We start from the raw sequence: 21,972 nt of genomic DNA, 5'->3' as shown, positions 1-21,972 counted from the left end.
ATCTAAAGCAACCGAATCTCAATTTCTCTGTACATGATACGACTTGACTCGGTTTAGCTCAAGCAAAAACTGTCATTCGTAATACGGCAATACCGCAGTCGTGTTAGCATTTAAATGGAAGGTGGAAACGATCCGGCTAGGTATCTAACCAGGTAATCACGGTGTCCTGGCGAGTTTTTGCGGGAGCCTGCGGGTCCGATTCTCTGTAGCCGAGCACCATAATACTGGCTATCTCGCTGTCTTTAAGCTCAAGCGCCTGGGCGATCTCAGATTCGACCCATATCCCCGTGGCTAAGCACACGCTGCCTAATCCCAACGACCAGGCAATGAGCTGCATGTTCTGGATAGCGGAAGCACAACCGATAAGATCGAGCCGCTTTGCATACTGGTTGGTTTTCTTAGGTATGGTTGCAAAGATAATAACCGGTGCCCCGCCAAGGTCATCTGCAAAGCTCGTGACCTTCTCATCATCGACGTCGAAACTCGATTCTCCCCGAACCAGAGCTACGATATCGGCGAGATATGCCGGGAATTTTCGAATAATCTTTACGAATTCATCACGTGTTGACCCGGTTGCGACTATGAAACGCCACGGTTGGCTATTCAGCGCCGATGGTGCGGCTATACCGGCTTGTAATACGCGCTCAACCACTTCTTTCGGCACCGGATCGGCTAGAAACGTGCGCACGCTGCGTCGTGAGAATATTGCCTCTTCAAGCGGCATATCCGTTTGGTTTGTTCGGTGTGTGGAGTCCGTTTTTCCTATAGCCATAGTCTCTCACCGCCCATCGCGGCCAGCTCTTAATACTATTATAATATACCGTCCTACCAGTGCTTACAATATTATCTGAAGTATTAAACGCTGATTACAAGGCACCAATCAGGTAGCTTGCGAACGTATAACCCTTTTTGCGACGAGTGCCGCTACGATGGCCTTTGCAAAATCAAGCACGATAAACGGCCCCGCGCCGGCGATAATCGCCTGCCCGATTGCCATCTTAGCAACAAACGAGAGCTGCATCACACCGCACGTATAAATTACGATAATTCCCGCTCCCATCGCCAGCAATATCTGCGCCATCGAGGCTTTACCGGCGGATACTATCCAACCGATAACACCGGTTGCGAGAATAAAACCGATAAGATAACCACCGGTGGGACCGACAAGAGTGCCGATGCCGGAGCCGCCGTTCGCAAATACGGGCAGCCCGGCAAGCCCCAATAAAACATAGACTACCATGCTGAGCGAACCGTACAGGGGGCCGAGGACCGCCCCGGCAAGCAACACGAAAAATACTTGTAACGTAATCGGAACAGCACTGAACGGTTGCGGGATGCTCAGCTGTGATGTAGCGGCAATAAGCGCAGCCAAAAGAGCCGCTTTTACCATGCCGGATGTTGCAAGAGGTCTGTTCACCGGAAGCTCCTCATAATTGTAAACCGCATATTACTATAGGTTTACATTGTCATACAAGAGCCCCTGCAAGTCAAGTATCCAGCATCCTCATAGGAGAGTAACGTCGCCGGCGGAAAAGGTTTTCAGCTGCCCACCCGGCAATCGTAGGACGAGCGCTCCGAATTCGTCGATACCGGTAAACTCGCCGTCGATATTTCCATGGAAGGTAGCGAGCCGAACGGTCCTTCCGATCATCCGACACCGCTTGGTCCACTCTGCCAGGACAGCATCCCAGCCGCCGCTAGTGAGCTGCCGGTAGCCATCTTCAAGTTGTGTAAGTAATGTAACCGCGATTGCCCGGCGATCGACAATCCGGCTCGTGCATGCCCGCAACGTCGTCGCACCGGCTCTGATTTCAGGCGGCAGCAGATCTTCATCGATATTCGCGTTAATTCCGAAGCCGATAACGAGATAGTTGACCTTCCCAAGCTGGCCGTTCAGCTCAAGAAGTATGCCGCTTACCTTTCTACCGTCGAGCAGGATATCGTTCGGCCATTTGATTTCCGGCATAAGGCCGAGTGCCTCGATTGTTTTAGCAGCGGCGACCGCGGCAAGGAGTGTAAACCTTGCGGCTTCCATAAGCGGTGTCTCCGGCCTGAGGATCACCGAGAGCCAGATGCCGCCGGGTGGCGATACCCACCCGCGGTCAAGCCGCCCTTTTCCGCTTGTTTGCTCCTCTGCGATAACTACCGTGCCTTCAGGTGCGCCTTTTTCAGCAAGCTCCTTGGCTAGATCGTTCGTTGAGTCTACCGTCTTGCGATATACAATGTTTGCACCGATAGGTGATCCCATGAGTAACGGAGTAATTTGTTCGGGGCTGAGCGAGTCAGGAGTCGCGACCAAACGGTATCCCTGGTGCCGAACGGCTTCGATGTCATAACCGCGGCTTTTAAGATTTTTGATATGCTTCCATATGGCGGCACGCGTAATCGCTGTACGCCGCGCCAGCTCTTCCCCGGAAACGTACTCACCCACTCCCGCCGCCTGCGCGTCTTTAAGCGCCTGCACTATCATCGCTTCGGTTGAGCGCTCTTTCACGTCGCCTCCTCACAACATAGAAAGCTATGAAGGCAACTACGATGGCAAGGATAGCGACGCCAAACCTACCAAGCAGCTCTTTAACTAATTGCCAGTTCTCGCCGAAGAAAAACCCGATAAGCCCGAGACCAATAGTCCATGTGATAACCGCCGCAGTTGTATATGCTATGAATTTCGCGAAATTCATGCGTGAAGCTCCGGCCAGGAGCGGCACAAATACGCGAACGCCGGCGGCAAACCTGCCGATAAAGACGGTCTTGGGCCCGTGTACGTCAAAATACTCTTCGGCTGCGGTTATGCGCTCGGGCGAAATGAACTGTCCGCCGAACTTTTCTATAAGCGGCCGTCCGCCGCGCTCGCCTATGAAATACCCAGCAATATTGCCAAGGATAGCCGCCATCATAGCGGTCAGCATAACATACACGATGTTGAGCGAGCCCTGACCTGCAAACCCCGCAGCAATTAAGAGTACGGTCTCTCCCGGTATCACTAAACCGGTTATGAAGAAGTTCTCCAAAAGCAACGCGGCAAACACGATATAGTAGCCGTATGCGCTTAAATATGTAATTAGCACGTCTATAATTCGCTGTTCCATGTCCTGATATTATACCGGATTTGGTTGGAAAGGTTTGAGATTTACCTGATAACCTCGAGCGAAATGTCGAGTGGTTTTGCGGCTTGCGTTATCGCACCGGATGAAATGCGATCGACACCGGTGGCCGCCACGGCTTTTATTGTTGCAAGCGTAATACCGCCGGACGCCTCGGTGATCGCTCTGCCGTTGATGATCCGCACCGCTTCGGCAAGCATCGCGGTATCCATATTATCGAGTAATATGATATCGGCATCCGCTTCGGCAGCGGCCGCAACTTGGGCAAGCGATTCTGTCTCTACCTCAACCTTAAGATTAGGATAAGCATCGCGCGCACGGCATACCGCCTTACCGATATCGCCCGCGATGTTGATATGGTTGTCTTTGATAAGTATCTGGTCAAATAGCCCAAAGCGATGGTTAACGGCTCCACCGACCATTGCCGCATACTTCTCGAGATACCGTAAGCCGGGGGTTGTTTTTCGGGTATCTAAAAGCTCGACCTCATATTGAGAGATTTCCGCTATGTACCGGGCTGTCTCCGTAGCAATGCCCGAGAGGTGTTGTAAAAAGTTAAGTGCGGTCCGTTCGGCTGCAAGGATTGCGACAGCGCTTCCGGTTGCTTCGGCAATACGCGTACCCGCATCAACGCGCTCGCCATCATATACAAGCGGCATGAATTCGACCTCCGCATCAAGGTATCCAAAAACACGCGCGGCAACCGGCAGTCCGGCTATTACTCCGGGGCTTTTTGCCAAAAGTTCGACGTGAACTGAGGTTCCCGGATCGATAACCGCTTTCGATGTAACGTCGCCCGCCTGGTTAAGGTCCTCTTCGAGCGCCTCGCGCACAACGCGCTCTATCTGTATATCAAGTCGTTCTGCAAATGATAGATTAGACTGCAACAATGTCCTCCGTAATCCGTTGTTCGATATGTTTTTGCCACTCTTTGCGCGCCTCTGGAAAATCCTCGCGGTAGTGAACCCCTCGCGTTTCTTCCCGGACAAGCGCCGGTCCGGCAATGAGCGGGGCGATAGAGAGCAGATTCTGTAGCTCAAAGCCCTTTCGCGTCGAGAATGCCGCGGCTACTACGTCGCCCTTGGTGCCGAGCTCGTTAAGCGCGTGCTGCAGGCTTGAAGCCGAGCGCACAATGCCGACCTGATCCATCATCAGCTTTTGTAACCAGGTTCGCTCGCCCTCTATATCAACAGCGATCTCTGACCGATCTATGTTATAGTGAACCGGCGTCAACGCGATCGCCTTGTCTTTCATCAAATCGAGCCACCGGTGAAGCTCATCGGCGATCCGTTTGCTAAATACCAGACCTTCAAGGAGCGAGTTGCTTGCCAGGCGGTTGGCCCCGTGTACACCGGTACAAGCTGCCTCCCCGGTTGCGTACAAGCCGGGTATGCTCGTACACCCGTTGAGGTCGGTCCTGATGCCGCCGATAGTATAGTGAGCGACCGGACACACTGGAATATATTCTTTAGTGATATCGATTCCGTATTCGGCGCAGGTTGTATAAATCGTGTGGAAATGCTCGCGCAGCGTTTCTTCAGGAATATGTGTGGCGTCAAGATCCACATGGTCGCGGCCGCAGCGCTGCATTACGCGAAATATCTCCCCGGTAACAATATAGCGTGGAGCGAGCTCTGCGAGCGGGTGTTTCCCAAGCATAAATCGTTCGCCATTACAGTCACGAAGGTATGCTCCTTCGCCGCGTAGCGCTTCGGTAATGAGGAAGCGCGGCATGATATCGTGAGCAAGCGCAGTCGGGTGAAACTGCATAAACTCCATATCAACCAGCGTCGCACCTGCCCGGTACGCCATGGCAATGCCATCACCCGTTAAAACATGCGGACTGGTTGTCACCGAATAGAGCTGACCGGCGCCGCCCGATGCAATGATAATGGCTTTGGCCTCGTGAACAACGAGCTCGCCGGTACGTTCATCCATGCACAAAACCCCTGTGCAGCGACCTTCTTCGACAAAAAGATCGAGAGCGAACCGGTGATCAAATATCTGTATGCTCTTCCATGCCTCTACCACGTGAATCAAGCTCGATTCGATTTCGCTGCCCGTCGCATCACCGGAGTGCAGAACCCGCGCCAGGCGATGTCCACCCTCACGCGAAAGCCTGATTCGGTTTCCCTTCCAATCGAACTTCGTTCCAAGCCTGATAAGCTCGCCGATGCGGTCCGCCGCTTCGGTCACAAGAATATCTACCGCTTCACGGTCGCACAGCCCGGCGCCTGCTTCGAGCGTATCTTTCAGGTGGAGTTTCGGTGAGTCGTCCGAGCTTATCGCGGTTGCGACCCCCCCCTGTGCGTACCACGTTGCACTTTCTTTGAGCTCGTCTTTTGCAATGAGCGCCACGTCGTACTCTTTAGAAAGCTCGAGCGCAGCAGAAAGCCCGGCGACGCCACTGCCGATTACGATGACGTCAGTGACAATATGACCGATTGAATCGGTATCAAAATTTACCAGGTACCGTGGAACCATTGTCCTCTTTCATTTTTGACCGATCGGTCGAAAATCATTGTCATAATCGACCGGTTGACCATGTCTGTATTACGTTATAGCAAGCATCCGGTCGATTGCATGACGGGCTTGCCGAGCGATCTCATCGGGCACGGTTACAACGTCATTCATGTCCTCCAGCGCCCAGAGTACTTTCTCCAGGGTGATCTTTTTCATATTGGGACATACCGCGCGCTCCGAGGCCGGGTAGAATTGCTTGCCCGGATTATCCCTGCGCAGCTTATATAAGACGCCGTTTTCCGTCCCGATAATGAACGCCGTTGCGCTGCTCTCGTGGCAATACTGCAGGATGCCGGTCGTGCTCGCCACATGATCGGCAAGCGCCACCACTTCATCGCGGCATTCCGGGTGAGCGACGACTTTTGCGTCCGCGTGTACGCTTTTCTGCTTAATAATATCATCTGCGGTAATCTTGCGATGGGTCGGGCAAAAGCCGCTCCAGAGAATCACGTTTTTTGAGGTATGATGTTCGACAAAACTTCCCAGGTGTTGATCCGGCGTAAAGATAATCGTTTCGGACGGCACGGCGCTAACAACCTCTATCGCGTTGGCGGACGTGCAGCAGTAATCGCTTTCGGCCTTAACTTCGGCACTCGAGTTGATATAAGTAACCACCGGTACGCCGGGGTGTTTGGCTTTTAGTTCGCGAAGCTTATCGACGGTAACCATATCCGCCATCGGGCAACCCGCGTGGATATCGGGAAGGAGCACGGTCTTCTGGGGCGAGAGCATAGCGGCGGTCTCCGCCATAAAGTGGACGCCGCAAAAGACGATCACGCCGGCATCGGTCTGCGCCGCTTGCCGGCTTAAGCCCAATGAGTCTCCGACGAAATCGGCGATATCCTGCACTTCATCTACCTGGTAGTTGTGTGCAAGAATCACGGCGTTTCGCTCCCGCTTGAGTTCTAAAATGTCTTGCGCCAATCTATCATCGTTTTTCAACGGAATTACACCTCATATCTAGCATACCGATTTTCTCAACAGCCTGGCTGCTAACGGCATTAATATAGGCCGCTATGGGCTTTCCGCCCACAACAAGCTCCGGTTCAGTCTCGGCCAGCGGCACCAGGACAAATGCCCGCTGTAGCATTTCCGGATGCGGGATTGTAAGGTCCGCGTCTGATATGTTTATATCGCCATACAGCAGGATATCAACATCGATCGTGCGTGGGCCCCAACAAGTCGTATGCACGCGCTCAAGCCTTTTCTCGACATCATGAGCGAGTGCTAAGAGTTCTCTCGGCGTGCATGCGGTTTTAATCCCCACCACAATGTTGTAGAAATTCCTCTGCTCGATTCCGCCAACAGGTGCCGTTTCGTATACGGATGAGATGCGCTCGATCTTTACGCCCTCACGAGCACTAATCAGTCCAAGCGCTTCTCTTAAATAATCAAGCCGATCCCCCAGATTGGAACCGAGGCCTAAGTATGCTATTTCAAGCGTCACGCGCGGTCTCCCGCTTTATCGCATCAACGACAGCACAGGCACGGGCCGCTTGCTTGACATCATGCACCCGCACGATGTTGGCCCCGCGATCAACCCCATAGACAACGGTTGCAAGCGTGCCCTCGGCACGCTCATCCGGTTGAGCGTCGAGAATCGTCCCTATAAAAGCCTTTCGCGATGTGCCGAGCACAATCGGGTGCCCGAGGCTTTTGAACTCTGATAATCGCCTCAATATCTCTAAGTTATGCTCGACGGTCTTACCGAACCCGAGGCCGGGGTCGACAAGCACGTTTTCCGGCGCTAAACCGGCCTCTATGGCCTTTTCCGCCCGGTTCCCGAGCCAATCAATGATCTCGGCTGCAACATCGCCGTAGGTTGGGTTCTGCTGCATATCACGCGGTGTTCCCTGCATATGCATGATTATCGCCGGCACGTTTCGCTCTGCTGCAAGCGCGAGCATTTTCTCATCGCGCAAACCGTTGATATCGTTGATAATCACCGCACCGGCGTTGAGCGCGGCCTCCGCCACTTCGGCTTTGTAGGTATCGATTGAAATCGGTATGTTAATTTCCTGCACCAGCTGTTGGATTAGCGGAATGGTACGCCTGATTTCCTCATCGAGGGCGACGGGGTCGGCACCGGGCCGTGTCGATTCCCCGCCGATGTCGATGATATCGGCGCCATCCTCTACCATCCGGCGGGCTTGCTCAAGCGCGTGCCCGAAATCAAAAAACTTGCCGCCATCCGAGAACGAATCGGGCGTTATATTAAGAATACCCATCACATGCGTTTTGGCGGATAAGTCGAGGGTAAAACGGCCTGCATGAAGCACCGGCGGCTTCATCTCGTAATTCACAAGAGTTAATCGTACCTGTTTAGCAAGAGCTTTTAAGCCGAATGGTTGGCGCTCTAGTTTGTTGCAGAGTTCATCGTACTGGCGAAGGGTTCCCATTAAGATGACATCTACCGTGCAGGCTTCCATCTTTAAAGCTTCCCACGGGGTGGCCGCTTCACCGCCTCGCGAGAGCATCTCTTGTTTGATGATGTTCGCGGCGCGTGGGTCGATGCCGGACGCGTATATAACCCGGTGCACCGCTTTTGGCGCCATAATATCGATGCCGGGCGCCGATGAGTGCAGGCGCGTGAGCGCCGCCCTCGCCTCTTCCCCTGTGCCGATACACAGAATCCGCGGTACCATTTACAGCCGCCCTTTGAGAAGCGAGAGCGCTTCGGCGCGGGCTGCCGGTCTACTGCGGAAGATGCCGCGTACGGCCGACGTAACGGTAATCGAGCCCGGTTTCTTCACACCGCGCATGCTCATGCAGAGGTGCTCCGCCTCGACTACGACCATGACTCCTTGCGGATTAAGAGCATCTACGAGAGCATCGGCAATCTGTGTGGTAAGCCGCTCTTGTACTTGCAGGCGTTTGGTAAAGACATCAACTACCCGGGCAAGCTTGCTGATGCCGGTGATTCTGCCATCCTCACTTGGAACATAGGCGACATGCGCTTTGCCGATGAACGGCATCATGTGATGTTCGCACATAGAATAGAGCGGGATATCTTTGACCATAACCATCTCGTCGTGATCCTCCCCGAAGGTCACGTTTAACACCTCGAGGGCATCTTGGGTCATACCGCATAAGATCTCCTCGTACATTGACGCTACCCGTCGCGGTGTATCTTGTAATCCTTCACGCTCCGGGTTCTCTCCGATACCTTCAAGTATCAGGCGAACTCCCTGTTCGATCTTCTCCCTATCCACCTTGCGTACCCCTTCCGGCCTACCCACGGTACCCAGGCACCTGAAGGGCAAGCCAACTGATACAATTTACAATATTATGGCACAAAACGCACTATTTGCGAATATGTGAAAAGATGAAACCCAGGGAAAGAATAAAAGGCCACTTGATGTAAGTGGCCTTTCAATACTTATCGATATTCGTACGATGAGTTGCGTGGGATGCGGCTAGCCTTCAGCCGGCCGCAATTTTCCGGGTATATCGATTCTCTCTTTTCCCTTTGCCGGGCGATCCTCTACGACCAGTTCACCGCCGGTGGTACCGGTCCCGTCAGGCTCGTTATCGGGCAGCTGCTTACCTTCGAGAATAAGCTGCAGCTGGTCTTTCTCGAGCGTTTCTTTTTCAATTAATGCTTTGGCGATATAATCGAGAATTTCCTGTTTCTCGGTCAGGATGCCCTGCGCTTTCTTAAACGCTTCATCAATAAGGCGTCTGACTTCTTTGTCGATCTCGAACGCAACCTCCTGGCTGTAATCCGGGTGCGATGCAAAGTCGCGACCCAGAAAGACCTGGTCTTCCTTTGCCCCCAAGGTCATCGGGCCGAGCTTCTCGCTCATACCGTACTCGCATACCATCTGCCTGGCAAGTTTCGTCGCACGGTCGAGATCATTATGCGAACCGGTCGTTACATCGCTAAAGATCATCTCTTCCGCGGCATGGCCGCCAAGAAAGACGGCGAGGTTCGCGATAAGCTCCGATTTTGAAACGAGGAATTTATCCTCAGTCGGGAGCTGCAGCGTGTAACCGAGCGCCCTTCCTCTCGGGATGATCGATATCTTATGCACCGGATCGGTGTGCTCGAGTGAGTGCGCAACCAATGCATGACCGCCTTCGTGATACGCGATGATCGCCTTCTCTTTCTCACTGATCAAGCGAGTCTTGCGCTCCGGGCCGGCCATGACGCGATCGATTGACTCCTCGAGCTCATACATGTCGATCTCTTTTTTACCGTGCCGTGCTGCAAGCAGGGCCGCCTCGTTTACCAGGTTGGCAAGGTCTGCTCCGGTAAACCCGGGCGTCCTGCGCGCCAAAACATCGAGATCGATATCTTTCGAGAGCGGTTTGCCTCTGGTGTGAACCTTCAAGATGCCGAGCCGACCGATAAGATCGGGTCTATCGACGACGATCTGACGGTCGAACCTGCCCGGGCGCAACAGCGCCGGGTCGAGAATATCCGGCCGGTTCGTGGCTGCAATCAAAATAACGTTATCTTTGATATCGAAGCCGTCCATCTCAACCAGAAGCTGGTTGAGCGTCTGCTCGCGCTCGTCGTGACCGCCGCCAAGGCCGGCACCCCTGTGCCGCCCGACAGCATCGATCTCATCCATAAAGATGATACACGGTGAGTTTGCTTTGGCCTGCTCGAACAAATCGCGTACGCGCGATGCCCCAACACCGACAAACATCTCTACAAAATCGGAACCGCTGATCGAGAAGAACGGTACGCCCGCCTCGCCCGCAACGGCTCGCGCCAAGAGCGTTTTACCCGAGCCTGGAGGCCCGTACAACAAAACGCCTTTTGGAATCTTTGCACCGAGCGCCTGGAACTTACTCGGATTCGCCAAAAACTCTTTGATTTCCTCTAATTCTTCGACAGCTTCATCAACGCCGGCGACATCCTTAAACGTCACCCGCGGCTGGTCTTTGCTAAGGCGCTTGGCCTTGCTCTTGCCGAACGACATAACCTTATTGCCGCCACCCTGCATCTGCTGCAGCATAAACATCCAGATCGCAAGGATTAGGACAAACGGCAAGAAGTTCAGCGCAACCGACAGCCAGACTGTTTCTTTTTGAGGATCGACGGTAACCGCAACGTTATGTTTCGTCAAGTTGTTGATCAACTGATCGTCTTGTGACGAATAGAAGAGCGTAAATTTTCCGCCCTTTTCGAAATTGGTTTTATATTGACCGTCGATCCGGTGATCTTTGTCAAAAAGTGTGACGCTTGCCACGTGACCTTGATTCACCTGCTTCATGAACTGGCTATACTCAAGCTGGTCCGGTTTTGCAGCAGGTTTAAGCGCCTGGGTTGCAAAAAGAACTACTAGTAGGAGAATCAGAAACCAGAAGCCGGCGCTCCTAAATAACCTTTTCAAACAAGCTCCTCCTCATAATTTTCATACATCAAATGCTATCACAATTGATGCAGCTGGACAATTATTACGGCGTGTCGTCGGTTTCGTAAGCTGAGCGCCGCAGTGTACCGATAAACGGCAGGTTACGGTATTTTTGAGCATAATCAAGACCGTAACCTACCACAAATGTATCCGGTACAACAAACCCGGGGTACTTGACGTCTATCGGCACCCTTTGCTTGCCCTCTTTCACAATAAATGAACATACTTCAAGGCTCGCCGGCCGACGAGAATTCAGATTCTTAAGAAGGTAATTGAGCGTCAAACCGGTATCCAGGATATCCTCAACGATAAGTATGTCTTTGCCCTCGATACCGTCATCGAGATCTTTGAGAATTCGAACAACGCCCGAGGTCGTCGATGCTGAACCGTAACTTGAAATCGCGATAAAGTCCGTTTCAACGTGAATGCTCATAGCGCGCATTAGATCTGCTAAGAACACAAAGGCTCCACGCAGAATACCGACCATAAGCAACTCTTTATCGCGGTAATCACCGCTGATTTGCCTGCCGAGTTCTTCAACCCTCTTCTGGATCTGGTCTTTCGATAACAAAACTCCTTCGATATCGCCCATGAGGGTCTGCTCGCTTACGTGAGTGTTCATTATTCCTCCATCGTAGACGCTACCACTATCCTATATCACCAATTAGGCCCAGGTAAAACCAATAAGCCTTAATCTTTTGGTCGAAGTTTTAACGTGAGCACGCGCCGCGTGTCCGCGGTCACCTTGAATCGCTCATCGATGCGGAACCCCGCGACCCATACAATCGTATCATCGGCTGCTACTATCGGCACATTATCTCGCTTTCTGCGAGGTACTTTCTCGTCGACGAAAAAGTCTTGCAGTTTTTTCTCGCCCGTCATGCCGAGCGGCCGAAACGTGTCGCCGGGTTTGCGTGTCCGTACTCTGAGTGTACCCGGCAGGGTATCTGCGTCAAGGTGTGCAATGCCGCCGTTTTGCCCGAACACTAGCTCAGCCGGTGTTTCATACCTGGCATCGATTACAATATCGAGCTCATCGATCTTGTTAGTGCCCGGCACCTCTAACAGTATCGGCACTACTCGCGGTGGTGCGTACATGTCTCGCGGCGCGCACACCAGCCATTCGTATTCCGAGAAAATGATAATGTTGCCCGGAAGTTCTACTTCGATGCGCGCCGGTGCGCTTTCGAGCCCATTTATAATCGCTTCGATATGCTTAAACTCGATACCGTATAAATCACCCTTTACCTGGCGAATACACCGGCGTATCAAACGACGCCGAATCGATACCGCTTGGGCCAGCACCCCCTGAACCGGAACGCGCACCGTATTGTCTTCGAACTCACCGAGCTCCCCAAAAATGCGCTCGGTGAGTTCATCGAGGTGCGTGTGGTCTGCGCGCACGACCTCGATCGTTGTAAGAATCGATCCCTTAAACCGCGGATTATAGCTCTCTAGAAGCGGTATTAACTCGTGGCGCAGTTTATTGCGCAGAATCGACGTGTCTTCGTTTGACGCATCGGTTCGATACGGGAGGTTGTTTTCTTCAAGAAACGCAAGAATTTCATCTTTGGTGAGTTCGATGAACGGCCGGATGTAACGACCGCGTACCGGCAACATTGCCCGCAAGCCATCAAGACCGGCACCGCGCACGAGACGCATGAGAAACGTCTCAACCTGATCGTCCGCATGGTGCCCGAGTGCGACCCTGTTACATTGTTGCTCGGCGGCAAGCTCGTCCATCAACCGGTAACGTGCTTCTCGGGCCGCCTCTTCGAGCGAGCGCTTTTCCTGTTGCGCGAGCGCGGGCACGTCAACCGCGCGTATTATCACCGGGACTTGGAGCTTGTACGCAAGTTCCTCGACAAACCGAGCGTCTTCTTGAGCTGCCGCACCGCGAATCTCGTGGTCAAGATGAAACGCAATTAAGGTAAGATCGTATACTTCCGCAATGTGGGCAAGAAAATACAGCAGTGCAACCGAGTCCGGGCCGCCTGAGACAGCCACAAGCACGTGATCGCCTTTGTCGAGCATCTGATATTTCTGGATGGTCGCGAGCGCGCGGTCATACAACCGGGTTTGAGCCAACCTAACTCCTCAACATGGAACATAGAAGCCAGTAGCCGATATTTATGAAATCGACTACTGGCGTTGATTCTATCCAACTAATATACCCACGGGGAGGCTGCTTAGCGCGAACAAAACATCAGCGCTTCTTGTCAGCCACATGGCATTCTGGCATGTGAGCTATTATAAGCCTTACGGCTCAACTCTCTTGTAGAACTCCTGACCGCCTTCCACCATTTTAGCGATAACGCCGCCTTTGATTGGATTCCGGTCCGTGTCGATGGTGAATGTGCCGGTTACGCCCTTGTAGTTCTTGATTTTTGCAAGCGCATCCCGCACCGCTATCGGATCGTCGGAGTTCGCGTTCTTAATCGCCTGAACAATCAGGTTTACGGCATCGTACGCAAGCGCAGCCGATGGGCCCGGCTTGCCGCCGTAATCGCCTTCATAGGCTTTCGAGAACTCCTGCACGAGCTTGTTAGGATCCTCAGGAGTAAAGTGATCCGACATGAAGGTGCCGACCGCGGCATTTCCGGCAATTTCCTCGAGTTTCTGACTGTCCCACGTATTAGTACCGAGGAATATACTCTTAATGCCCATCGCGCGGGCTTTTTTCATGATTACCCCGGCATTGTCCTCTAATTCCTGGATAAACAATACATCCGGTTTTTCCTTAGCGACTTGTTCAAGGTACGGATCAAACTTGGTGTCCTTATGATCGTGCGTCTGCATCGAAGAAACTTTGCCGCCGTACTTTGCAAACTCTTTCTTAAAGTTCTCGGATAAGGTTTTCCCGTCTAGGTCGGCCTTGTCGTATATAATCGCCGCTGTCTTGGCTTTGAGGTCTTGTGCGGCAAATCGTGCCAGAATCGTTCCCTGGTATGTGTCGACAAAACATGCCCTGAAGATGAAATTACCAAGTTGCGTAATATTTGGTTCCGATGCCCTGATGGTCATCATCGGTATCTTATTGATATTTGCGACGGGGCCCGCCATAATGGCCGACTCGTTCGTGTACGGACCAACGATTGCGGTAACTTTCTGCACGGCATAGTTAGCGGCTGCAGACTGCGCCACATTGCCGTTCGATGTATCGTCGCCGGGAAGCACCTCTATCCTGCGTCCCCCGAGGACACCGCCCTTCATATTAATCTGATCGGCCGCTAGATCGATAGCATTCTTACACAGCGGGCCGTATTGCCCGAACTCGCCCGCCATTGGCAGAATTACCCCGATTTTAACTGTTTTTAGCTCTACTGTATTTTGCCGAGGTAGCGGCGCAGAACAACCGGTTACAGCGATTACCAATGCGGCAATAACGATAATTACGGGAAGAAAACGTTTTGACACAATGCCTCCTAAACCTGCTCACAAGCTGTATGTTCCTGTTTGCACAATCTGGTTTACTACACACTTGATAGAATTACCAGACTCGCATTTATAATACGCTGAGTAAATTTATAAGTCAAAGATTGACCGGCAATTATGACGCTGTTAATTAGAATAGCGGCCGGTTAATGATAAAGGTAACCGCGATAACTATGAGGAAAAGGCCGCAGACGAATAGAATTCCGCGATAGATTTTGTCGTTTAGGAACCGCGCCCCCGTTCCGATAGCGTACGCGATGAGACCGTACCATATAAAATCACCGAGGATATGGCCGACATAGAATCCACCCAAACCCAGCGCTCCATACTTGAGCGATGCCAGTACATATGCTGCGCCGATGGTTGCCCACCAGAGAATCCAGTAGGGGTTTGATACGCTGGTGGTAATTCCCTGCAAAATTGGCCCGAGCGGGCCCAGTCGAAGCTGCGCACCCTCATCATGCAGGTTAAGAGATACCCGGCCACGATAGCTGTCGGTGACCAAACCATATCCCATCCATAACAGAAACCCGCCGCCAAAAACACCGATAGCCCTGATAATTGTGGGATTCTTGAGGATCGTGTAGAGACCCAGGGTAAAACCTATGACCAGAACTAGCTCGAGAATTGAGTGTCCGACCATCAAAAATAGCGCCGCGCGTTGCCCCTTCTTGACTGATTCACTGATGGTTACCGTAAGAAGCGGGCCCGGCATCATAGCGCCTGAAAAAGCAACGAATAACGCGGATGTAAATATGGTCAGAAGTTCCAATTACACCTCCCAAAGTATCTAATAAAAAGCTAGCAGAACAACAGGCGTTTCGCAAATATTGCGGCATGCTTACTTGTTGATGGCGGCCTTGCGTGTCGCACGCAATTATCTTAGCAACTGGAGCAGGTGCGTGATGACAAAAAAACAGCGGAAGCACTCTCACATAACGCAAAGCGCTTCCTCAATTCTACACATGTTTTCGTATAGCTTATGATGACCTTTCGTCGTGGCAGATTCACGGCCATCGTTTCTCTAGCGTTAATGCCGCAAAGGATTGGGATAAACCTGCGATGCGGTTTTTTGAGTGCTTGCGGCAAATAGCGTACATTCTGTACAGCGGCTCTTATCGTTTCTCCTGCAGCATGGCACGTTGTTTACTTCCCAGCAGTTCAAGCCGCATTTATATGCACTGCAGCTGTGATAGTGGCTTGCCGGGCACTTCTTGAGATCCGAGCATTTGCTTCTTCTTTTCTCGCTCAGATAATATACGTTCAACTCGCGCCTCCTACCGCAAGATATGTAAACGAAAAGTATCTCGCTATGTATACTTTACCATATTATGGGAGTTATTGCCAGCATTACTTACCATTATTATCCATATTATTGATATCTGGGCAGTGACACAAAGTGCGCCGAATCTATAGGTCGAACAGCCGTTATATAAGCAAGCGCGCACATAATGCTAAGGGAAGTGTACACTGTTGAGGTCTAGTGTTTATTGCAGTTGTTGTTCGCATTTAATGAGGCAGCTACAAATTAGTATGGGGTGGCTATTAAACGGCTAGAGGCTAAGATTTACGCTATGTTCTACTAAGACCGCAGCGACCGACACGAGAACGATTAACACTATGATACTCAATATAATCATCAAGTTTTTTATCCTACTACTCATGCTATCCCTTATCAACCTAAAAACCTGAGTAGCGACTGCACACTACCATAGTTTGAAATTATTGTTACTAATTACCTTAATCCTAATTTTAATTAATGTCATGCCCTTAGTCAATGAAGAAATTATCCTTAAGAGAGTGCGAGAGACTAAAAAGGGGGGAGGAAGAGCTCGGCAGCAGAACAAACCGGAAACCCTGAAGGAGAGCTTAGAGATGAGAGATGGAGCCCTTCCTCACTTTCAATATCGGCATCTGCATTGAAAGCTGAAGAGCGCACTTTATGTGGACGAAGCCCTCAGGCCCCTATAAATTCTCGAGTCGTTCCCGTGGACTCAGAATTTCTGTAATTCTAATACCGAAGTTGTCGTCGATAACGACAACCTCGCCGCGTGCGATGACCTTCCCATTTACCAAAAATTCAACCGGCTCGGATGCAAGCTTGTCGAGCTCTATAACCGATCCCTTGCCAAGCCGCAAAATCTCTTCAATTGTCATCGTGGTCTTGCCAAGTTCGATAGATGCGTCGAGCATGACATCGAGCAGCAACGAGATATTGTTGTTTGTGCCGCCGATTGTTCTGGTCCCTGGTGATTCCAGTATGGCGCCAAATGTTGCCATCTGCATATCCGGGGCTGGGGCTGAGATTGGAGGCACATACATATCCTGAGGTATATCAAGAGGTGCAGCCGGTTCATTGTCTGCCATGGCTAACGACATAGCCTCTTCAAGCGGCATGCTCTCAGCAACTTCACTTACGGCCGGTGTCTGTTCGTTAAGGAGAAGCTCTATGATCTGGCTGCTGAGGCTAACCGGCAACAGGTAACCTGTGTTTACTGTGCTTTCCGGCAGCGTGAGAGTCGTCGCAACGCTAAGCAAATTACCCTCAGGATACAAAAACCCTACGCTGGAGAACCCGGATTCATCTTGTAACACGATTGTATCGACCGTGGAACAGTCAATTTGATGCCCCATGCTCTCAGCAAACGCTGTCATTGCCTGGGCAACCGCGCCATTAATCATATTCCGAAGGTTTTCGAGAATTACCTCATCATCCGCACCGACTGCTTTGGCTTCTTCCGGCACAGCAAGGTCGAATATCACGGGCAACCCATTACCGCTAATAAAAAGAAAGAATTGACCCTGTAGCGCCGATGCACAGTTAAGTTGTACTAGTAGAGCCGGTGTTTCAATTTTGGTTGGAAGCGATCCGAGGCCGACCACTTCCACCTCTGAAACACCCATACTAACAGGAGCGTCCAGTTTTTCGCTAAACATTTGCAAGACCGACGACGTGATAAGATCACAGATCTCACCGATAGCGCTCTTTTCTATATCCGTGAGTTCTAACCCTGCTTGCGGTACATCTTCAACAGCTGGTTCTGCTTTTTTTCGTGGCATAGTACGACTCCTTAACTGACTACCCTTGTGGCCCTAACTGCCAATCTTTTTCCGATAACCCCCGGTTGTGCGTAGAACTTAAGCTTTCCGTTTACTAACACCTGTACATCGTGATTTGCCGACGTATCGATTTGCACGGAATCCCCCGGTTTAAGGCCGAGCAAATCGTTAATACTGATTTTTGTCTGGCCGAGCTGAACCGATACGGGTAAGTTTACACAGCTGATATTCTCTCTAATATTGCGATTTCCCTTGCCGTCGGATTCTCTTTGTTCAAATTTCGCTGAAAACCAGACCTGCCTTGAGAGTTTCGGCATGATGCTTTCAAGCGTAAGATATGGCAGGCAGACGCTCATAGCACCGGTCGACTCACCGATCCTAACCTCAAGCGTTGCGATCGCCACAATTTCATTTGGCGGCACAACCTGCAACAACTGTGGGTTTGTCTCCAAAGACTCAATTTCCGGTTCAATATCGAAAATCTCAGACCACGCCTGACGAAATGCAAACAGTATCCTGTCGGCAACCTTACGAATAATTACCGTTTCGATTTCGGTAAGATCGCGAACTTTTGTGGGCTGATCGCCCATGCCACCAAGCAATCTATCGAGTATGAGAAACGTAAGTTCGGGGCTTATCTCGAGCACGGCACTACCGGGCAGGCTCTTCATTTTGAAGGTAATAAGCGCGCTTGGAGTCGGCAGTGATTCCACGTATTCACCAAATGATTGCTGCTCGACCGAAGCTAAACTAAAGTTAATGCTCTGGCGAACATAGACAAACAGGGCGGTTTTAAGGTGACGTGAAAAGCCTTCGTAGATGAGCTCCATGGTGCTCAAGTGACTTTTCGAGAATTTATCGGGGTGCCTAAAATTGTAGATACGAACGTGCCTAGGCCCCCCGGCTACAATCATGGAGGGCTGCTCATCCTCAAGGGTCTCTAAACTTACCCCAGATGAGGCTGACGTCAAGAGGGCGTTAATCTCGTCTTGCGTTAGCGTCCCGGCCATGGTTATCTCCTACTGTAGCTATAGTATATCTGTTACTGCATAATGAACGTTGTAAAGTAGACACGTTCAATTTTACCATAGCTAAGTAGAGAATCTACCGCCTTTTTAATCTCAACCTTAAGCTTTTCTCGTCCTTGCTGCCCGGATATGTCCTCAATCGACTTAGAACCGATGATTGTTATGATCGTATCGTTGATTTGAGGTTTCCTATCCGTGATTTCGGTCTCGAGTTCTTTCTTTCCGGCTTCGATCTCAAAAGCGATCGCAATCTGCAGGTAGTTGGCTCCGCCTGTAAGATTAACGGTAAAGGAGTCAAGCGTAATAAACGTCCCGGCTTTCTTTTCTGCCGCTTTGGTTTCCTCTTGTTTTGTTGCGGCACTGCTCTGCGTAACCTTGGTGATTACGAGGGCCGTGCTTATCGCAAGTATAACAACGAGCACAATAAGCAGCGGTATCTTGAATTTGAAGAAACCGAGTTTCTGTTTCTCTACGCCCTCTTGCGGCTGTTGAGGAGCTTGTTCTTCGTTTACCTTAGTATTTTCTGATTCTGCCATTCACATCACCTAAACACTCGATAGACTTGCTAGCATACGGTTGTTTGCATAATGCGATTGGTGATAAAACGTAAGCTGCGTTGAAGTACGGGATATTTAGTGCGGATAATTTAATTGCTATGCGCTTTCCTCATTATGGTAGCAATGATCCTCGTAGACCACGAGCCGCAATCCCCCGGAAGTCCGGTAGAATTCGCTAATCAACTCGGCAATCTCTTCGGGCGTTTCTTTAACCATATAGCGCTTGTTGTTTATGAGGGTTACCACTGTATCGGGCTTTGCCTCAACAACTTCGATTAAACTTGCGTTAATTGTGAATTCGCTACCATCTAGCCGAGTAAGCTTTACCACAATGTGCTCCTAAAACTATAGATATATCTACAAAATTGCTACCTGTGACTTATGCCACGTTATTTTTATCGGCAGGAACCCCCTCTGACCTTAGTAATAAATGGTAAAAGCAGCTACGGGGCACTTGCATGCCCCGTAGCTCATCTTCTCGTATAAGCTGATTATGCTTTACTTACGCGACTTATCGCTTAAGGTTTACAAGCTCCTGCAGCATTTCGTCGGATGTTGTGATGATTCGTGAATTCGCCTGGAAGCCGCGCTGTGTAATGATCATACTGGTAAATTCGCGCGAAAGATCGACGTTTGCCATCTCGAGCGCGCCGGATACAAGCGATCCGGTGGCAGCCGTTGTAGGCGCGCTGTAATGAATCTCACCGGAGTTGTTCGATTGCCTGAACATCGTGCCACCGGTATGCATCAAACCGGCCGGGTTGGCGAAGACGGCGAGGGCGATACGGCCGAGTTGCTTGTTCATACCGTTGGTAAACGTGCCGGTAACAGTGCCGTCGACACTGATCGAGAAGTTCTCGAGCGCGCCCATCGGGAAACCGTCCTGGTACTGGGCTTTGATGTCGGATTTTGCCCCCGACGTACTCCCCGATGCGAATTGGATTGCTTTAGTGAAATCCATACCACCCGGGTTTGCCTGCGTGTATATAGGCGCCGGTACAACAATGTTGCTCGCGCCGCTTCCCGGGTTGATGGTGAGCGCCGGTACGGTTGATAATGCGGTTGTGTCAAACGAGCCGTCGACGTTAAAGTGAAGTGTGCCGGCACCGCCGGATACGACTGCTGCCGGCGCGACCGGGGTTATTGCGTACGTCCATGTATTCGCCGCTGTTTTCGTGAACAAAAACGAAAGCGGGCATGCTTTACCTTGCGAGTCGAAAATCTGCGCGGTTGCGCTTGCGGTTGTGCCAACCGCCGAGCTTGCGTCGAGGTTGCCGGTAAAGGCAACGTTCGTCGTCGATTTTGCGAGCATTAACTGACCCATCGGGATACTAATGTGCGTCGGGGTCATGCTGGCATCGATGGTATCCGGCTTCGCCGGATTGTTATTGTTCAACCAACCCATGACATAGTAGCCGGTTGCCGGGTCCACCAGGTCTTTCTGCAGGTTGACATCAAACGCGCCGACACGAGTATATACCTTGCCTTGCCCGGTGTCCAGGGCGAAAAAGCCCTCTCCCTGAATGGCGACGTCGCTCGATTTACCGGTAGTCTCGAGTGACCCCTGGGTCATAAGCGTGTCAACCGAGCGGACCATCATACCGAGACCGGCTTCTTGCGGGTTTGAACCGCCAAGACCGTTTGACGGGGCGCTGGCGGAGCGCATTAACTCGTAGACCTGATCTTGAAACGTGACGCGGCTTCCTTTAAAGCCGACGGTGTTTACGTTGGCAATATTATTGCCGATTACGTCCATCCGGGTCTGGTGATTTCGAAGACCCGAGACGGCACTAAACATTGAGCGCATCATAGCGCATCGACCTCCCTAAATGTTTACATGGTTTTTTGGCGTGTGGTGAACTGGTCGCCCAAGTTGCTTCAGTCGATCGGCAACTCATGAACTTCCTCAGAGAGGTCCAGTTCAAAAGCGTCTTACATTACTACTGCGCTATCGATGTTGGTAAAAACATTCTCTTTGATGCTTTTATCATCGACAGCCGTAATGACGGTTTTATTCTTTACGCTCACCACAAGAGCCACATTGTCGACGAGAACGAGCGATTCTTTGGCACCCTTCTTCGCCGCTTTCTCTACGCCGGAGTTAATCCGGTCGAGCTGCGATTCGGTTAGCTTGATATTTCGTGCATCCAGACGCGCCTTTGCATGGGCTGAGAACGTGACGCCCTCGATTTGCCCCACCAGGACATCCTTAAATAATGGGCCGTCCGGCTTTTTAGTTGTAGGTTGCGCAGTTTTTCCGGGTCTTACTTTCTCAACCGGCTGCACAGGCGTCGGCGGCACGAATATCTTATCTACCATTGTTTCCCTCCTTTCGTACTAGTTATCGGCCATTATTATACGCTATTTAACTAGTTGTGTTATCGGTTGCTGTGCTTGTGTCCGGCTTATTGCTATTTGCCGCTGCGGTTGCCGCATAAACACGGGTAATATCAGAGAGACTAATCTCCTTGCCATCAACTATAAGCTTTGGCTCGCCATCGACGAATTTAACCTCAGTGGCCAGGCCGTTTACCGTAGCGGTATCGATTGTACCATCATTATTGGTATCTTCCCCTGTGGGGATATTAGCCTCAACATGCCAACCGATCAAGTTGCTAGCCTCGCTCATCTGCATGCGCTTAAACACCGTCTCCATTGTGGTGTTCAGGTTTTGCATCTGCTCGAGCGTGTTGAACTGCGCAAGCTGGGCGATGTACTCGGTATCTTTTGCCGGCGACAGCGGATCTTGATAGCGCATCTGGGTAACGAGCAGCTCTAAAAAGCTGTCTTTGCCCGTATTGTCGCCGAGCTTTACCTGGCCTTCGTTCGTCGTCGTCCTGGTCTTTTGTGTTGAGCTCGTATTCGTTGTTCCTGTTACAGCGTCTGTTGCCATACTTTT

Annotated in this window: 22 protein-coding genes; all 22 read right to left on the bottom strand. The window is 51.3% G+C overall.

Translation table 11 applies throughout. The features are described 5' to 3' along the window. Nucleotides 1-136: 136 nt before the first annotated feature. A complete protein-coding gene (locus VGK02_11330; protein HEY3375632.1) occupies nucleotides 137-772 on the bottom strand; it encodes a nitroreductase family protein in 636 nt (211 codons plus the stop codon). A 108-nt stretch (nucleotides 773-880) separates the two neighbouring features. Then, a complete protein-coding gene (locus VGK02_11325) occupies nucleotides 881-1,417 on the bottom strand; it encodes a biotin transporter BioY (GenBank protein ID HEY3375631.1) in 537 nt (178 codons plus the stop codon). An 87-nt stretch (nucleotides 1,418-1,504) separates the two neighbouring features. After that, a complete protein-coding gene (locus VGK02_11320) occupies nucleotides 1,505-2,494 on the bottom strand; it encodes a biotin--[acetyl-CoA-carboxylase] ligase (GenBank protein HEY3375630.1) in 990 nt (329 codons plus the stop codon). After that, a complete protein-coding gene (locus VGK02_11315) occupies nucleotides 2,451-3,089 on the bottom strand; it encodes a DedA family protein (protein ID HEY3375629.1) in 639 nt (212 codons plus the stop codon). Before VGK02_11315 ends, VGK02_11320 begins: the two co-directional genes overlap by 44 nt. A 41-nt stretch (nucleotides 3,090-3,130) precedes the next feature. After that, nucleotides 3,131-3,991, bottom strand: coding sequence for a carboxylating nicotinate-nucleotide diphosphorylase (nadC, locus tag VGK02_11310; protein HEY3375628.1), 861 nt, complete (start codon nucleotides 3,989-3,991; stop codon nucleotides 3,131-3,133). Further along, nucleotides 3,981-5,588 carry an L-aspartate oxidase gene (gene nadB, locus VGK02_11305; GenBank protein HEY3375627.1) on the bottom strand — a complete coding sequence of 536 codons (1,608 nt, stop codon included), beginning with the start codon at nucleotides 5,586-5,588 and terminating at the stop codon, nucleotides 3,981-3,983. Before nadB ends, nadC begins: the two co-directional genes overlap by 11 nt. 69 nt (nucleotides 5,589-5,657) lie before the next feature. Next, a complete protein-coding gene (gene nadA, locus VGK02_11300; protein HEY3375626.1) occupies nucleotides 5,658-6,569 on the bottom strand; it encodes a quinolinate synthase NadA in 912 nt (303 codons plus the stop codon). After that, complete coding sequence (gene folK, locus VGK02_11295) at nucleotides 6,556-7,074, bottom strand: 2-amino-4-hydroxy-6-hydroxymethyldihydropteridine diphosphokinase (protein ID HEY3375625.1); 519 nt, start codon at nucleotides 7,072-7,074, stop codon at nucleotides 6,556-6,558. Before folK ends, nadA begins: the two co-directional genes overlap by 14 nt. Beyond that, a complete protein-coding gene (gene folP, locus VGK02_11290) occupies nucleotides 7,064-8,272 on the bottom strand; it encodes a dihydropteroate synthase (protein ID HEY3375624.1) in 1,209 nt (402 codons plus the stop codon). Before folP ends, folK begins: the two co-directional genes overlap by 11 nt. Beyond that, a complete protein-coding gene (gene folE / locus VGK02_11285; GenBank protein ID HEY3375623.1) occupies nucleotides 8,273-8,839 on the bottom strand; it encodes a GTP cyclohydrolase I FolE in 567 nt (188 codons plus the stop codon). Between the two features lie 204 nt (nucleotides 8,840-9,043). Next, a complete protein-coding gene (ftsH, locus tag VGK02_11280) occupies nucleotides 9,044-10,972 on the bottom strand; it encodes an ATP-dependent zinc metalloprotease FtsH (protein HEY3375622.1) in 1,929 nt (642 codons plus the stop codon). Nucleotides 10,973-11,036: 64 nt separating this feature from the next. Next, nucleotides 11,037-11,615, bottom strand: a complete 579-nt coding sequence (hpt, locus tag VGK02_11275; protein ID HEY3375621.1) for a hypoxanthine phosphoribosyltransferase — start codon at nucleotides 11,613-11,615, stop codon at nucleotides 11,037-11,039. A 68-nt stretch (nucleotides 11,616-11,683) separates the two neighbouring features. After that, on the bottom strand, nucleotides 11,684-13,081 hold the full coding sequence (gene tilS, locus VGK02_11270; protein HEY3375620.1) for a tRNA lysidine(34) synthetase TilS: 1,398 nt from the start codon (nucleotides 13,079-13,081) through the stop codon (nucleotides 11,684-11,686). Nucleotides 13,082-13,252: 171 nt separating this feature from the next. Then, a complete protein-coding gene (locus VGK02_11265) occupies nucleotides 13,253-14,410 on the bottom strand; it encodes an ABC transporter substrate-binding protein (GenBank protein ID HEY3375619.1) in 1,158 nt (385 codons plus the stop codon). 148 nt (nucleotides 14,411-14,558) lie between these two features. Beyond that, entirely contained in the window at nucleotides 14,559-15,200 is a 642-nt protein-coding gene (locus VGK02_11260; protein ID HEY3375618.1) for a LysE family translocator, read from the bottom strand. Nucleotides 15,201-16,393: 1,193 nt separating this feature from the next. Further along, the gene (gene fliN, locus VGK02_11255; protein HEY3375617.1) at nucleotides 16,394-17,488 is read right to left on the bottom strand and encodes a flagellar motor switch protein FliN; all 1,095 of its coding nucleotides are present in this window, start codon (nucleotides 17,486-17,488) and stop codon (nucleotides 16,394-16,396) included. An 11-nt stretch (nucleotides 17,489-17,499) separates the two neighbouring features. Beyond that, nucleotides 17,500-18,498, bottom strand: coding sequence for a flagellar motor switch protein FliM (fliM, locus tag VGK02_11250; GenBank protein HEY3375616.1), 999 nt, complete (start codon nucleotides 18,496-18,498; stop codon nucleotides 17,500-17,502). A 32-nt stretch (nucleotides 18,499-18,530) separates the two neighbouring features. Then, nucleotides 18,531-19,052 carry a flagellar basal body-associated FliL family protein gene (locus tag VGK02_11245; GenBank protein ID HEY3375615.1) on the bottom strand — a complete coding sequence of 174 codons (522 nt, stop codon included), beginning with the start codon at nucleotides 19,050-19,052 and terminating at the stop codon, nucleotides 18,531-18,533. A gap of 117 nt (nucleotides 19,053-19,169) precedes the next feature. Then, nucleotides 19,170-19,403: a flagellar FlbD family protein gene (locus tag VGK02_11240; protein HEY3375614.1), complete on the bottom strand. Its 234-nt coding sequence runs from the start codon at nucleotides 19,401-19,403 to the stop codon at nucleotides 19,170-19,172. Between the two features lie 181 nt (nucleotides 19,404-19,584). After that, complete coding sequence (locus VGK02_11235; GenBank protein HEY3375613.1) at nucleotides 19,585-20,883, bottom strand: flagellar hook protein FlgE; 1,299 nt, start codon at nucleotides 20,881-20,883, stop codon at nucleotides 19,585-19,587. Between the two features lie 122 nt (nucleotides 20,884-21,005). Further along, complete coding sequence (locus tag VGK02_11230; GenBank protein ID HEY3375612.1) at nucleotides 21,006-21,392, bottom strand: TIGR02530 family flagellar biosynthesis protein; 387 nt, start codon at nucleotides 21,390-21,392, stop codon at nucleotides 21,006-21,008. Nucleotides 21,393-21,438: 46 nt separating this feature from the next. Next, the gene (locus VGK02_11225) at nucleotides 21,439-21,966 is read right to left on the bottom strand and encodes a flagellar hook capping FlgD N-terminal domain-containing protein (GenBank protein ID HEY3375611.1); all 528 of its coding nucleotides are present in this window, start codon (nucleotides 21,964-21,966) and stop codon (nucleotides 21,439-21,441) included. Nucleotides 21,967-21,972: the final 6 nt, after the last annotated feature.

It is taken from the genome of Candidatus Aquicultor sp. (assembly GCA_036504445.1).
GTDB lineage: Bacteria > Actinomycetota > Aquicultoria > Aquicultorales > Aquicultoraceae > DASXVE01.
The sequence above is the reverse complement of the archived record's forward strand: the minus strand, read 5'-3'. Positions and strand labels throughout refer to the sequence as shown.

Excerpts from the sequence above, each read along its gene's own strand:
- folP (HEY3375624.1), bottom strand. The coding sequence starts at position 8,272 with ATGGTACCGCGGATTCTGTGTATCGGCACAGGGGAAGAGGCGAGGGCG.
- VGK02_11235 (HEY3375613.1), bottom strand. The coding sequence starts at position 20,883 with ATGATGCGCTCAATGTTTAGTGCCGTCTCGGGTCTTCGAAATCACCAG.
- VGK02_11315 (HEY3375629.1), bottom strand. The coding sequence starts at position 3,089 with ATGGAACAGCGAATTATAGACGTGCTAATTACATATTTAAGCGCATAC.
- VGK02_11230 (HEY3375612.1), bottom strand. The coding sequence starts at position 21,392 with ATGGTAGATAAGATATTCGTGCCGCCGACGCCTGTGCAGCCGGTTGAG.
- fliM (HEY3375616.1), bottom strand. The coding sequence starts at position 18,498 with ATGGCCGGGACGCTAACGCAAGACGAGATTAACGCCCTCTTGACGTCA.
- hpt (HEY3375621.1), bottom strand. The coding sequence starts at position 11,615 with ATGAACACTCACGTAAGCGAGCAGACCCTCATGGGCGATATCGAAGGA.
- nadB (HEY3375627.1), bottom strand. The coding sequence starts at position 5,588 with ATGGTTCCACGGTACCTGGTAAATTTTGATACCGATTCAATCGGTCAT.
- VGK02_11245 (HEY3375615.1), bottom strand. The coding sequence starts at position 19,052 with ATGGCAGAATCAGAAAATACTAAGGTAAACGAAGAACAAGCTCCTCAA.
- VGK02_11225 (HEY3375611.1), bottom strand. The coding sequence starts at position 21,966 with ATGGCAACAGACGCTGTAACAGGAACAACGAATACGAGCTCAACACAA.
- VGK02_11330 (HEY3375632.1), bottom strand. The coding sequence starts at position 772 with ATGGCTATAGGAAAAACGGACTCCACACACCGAACAAACCAAACGGAT.
- fliN (HEY3375617.1), bottom strand. The coding sequence starts at position 17,488 with ATGCCACGAAAAAAAGCAGAACCAGCTGTTGAAGATGTACCGCAAGCA.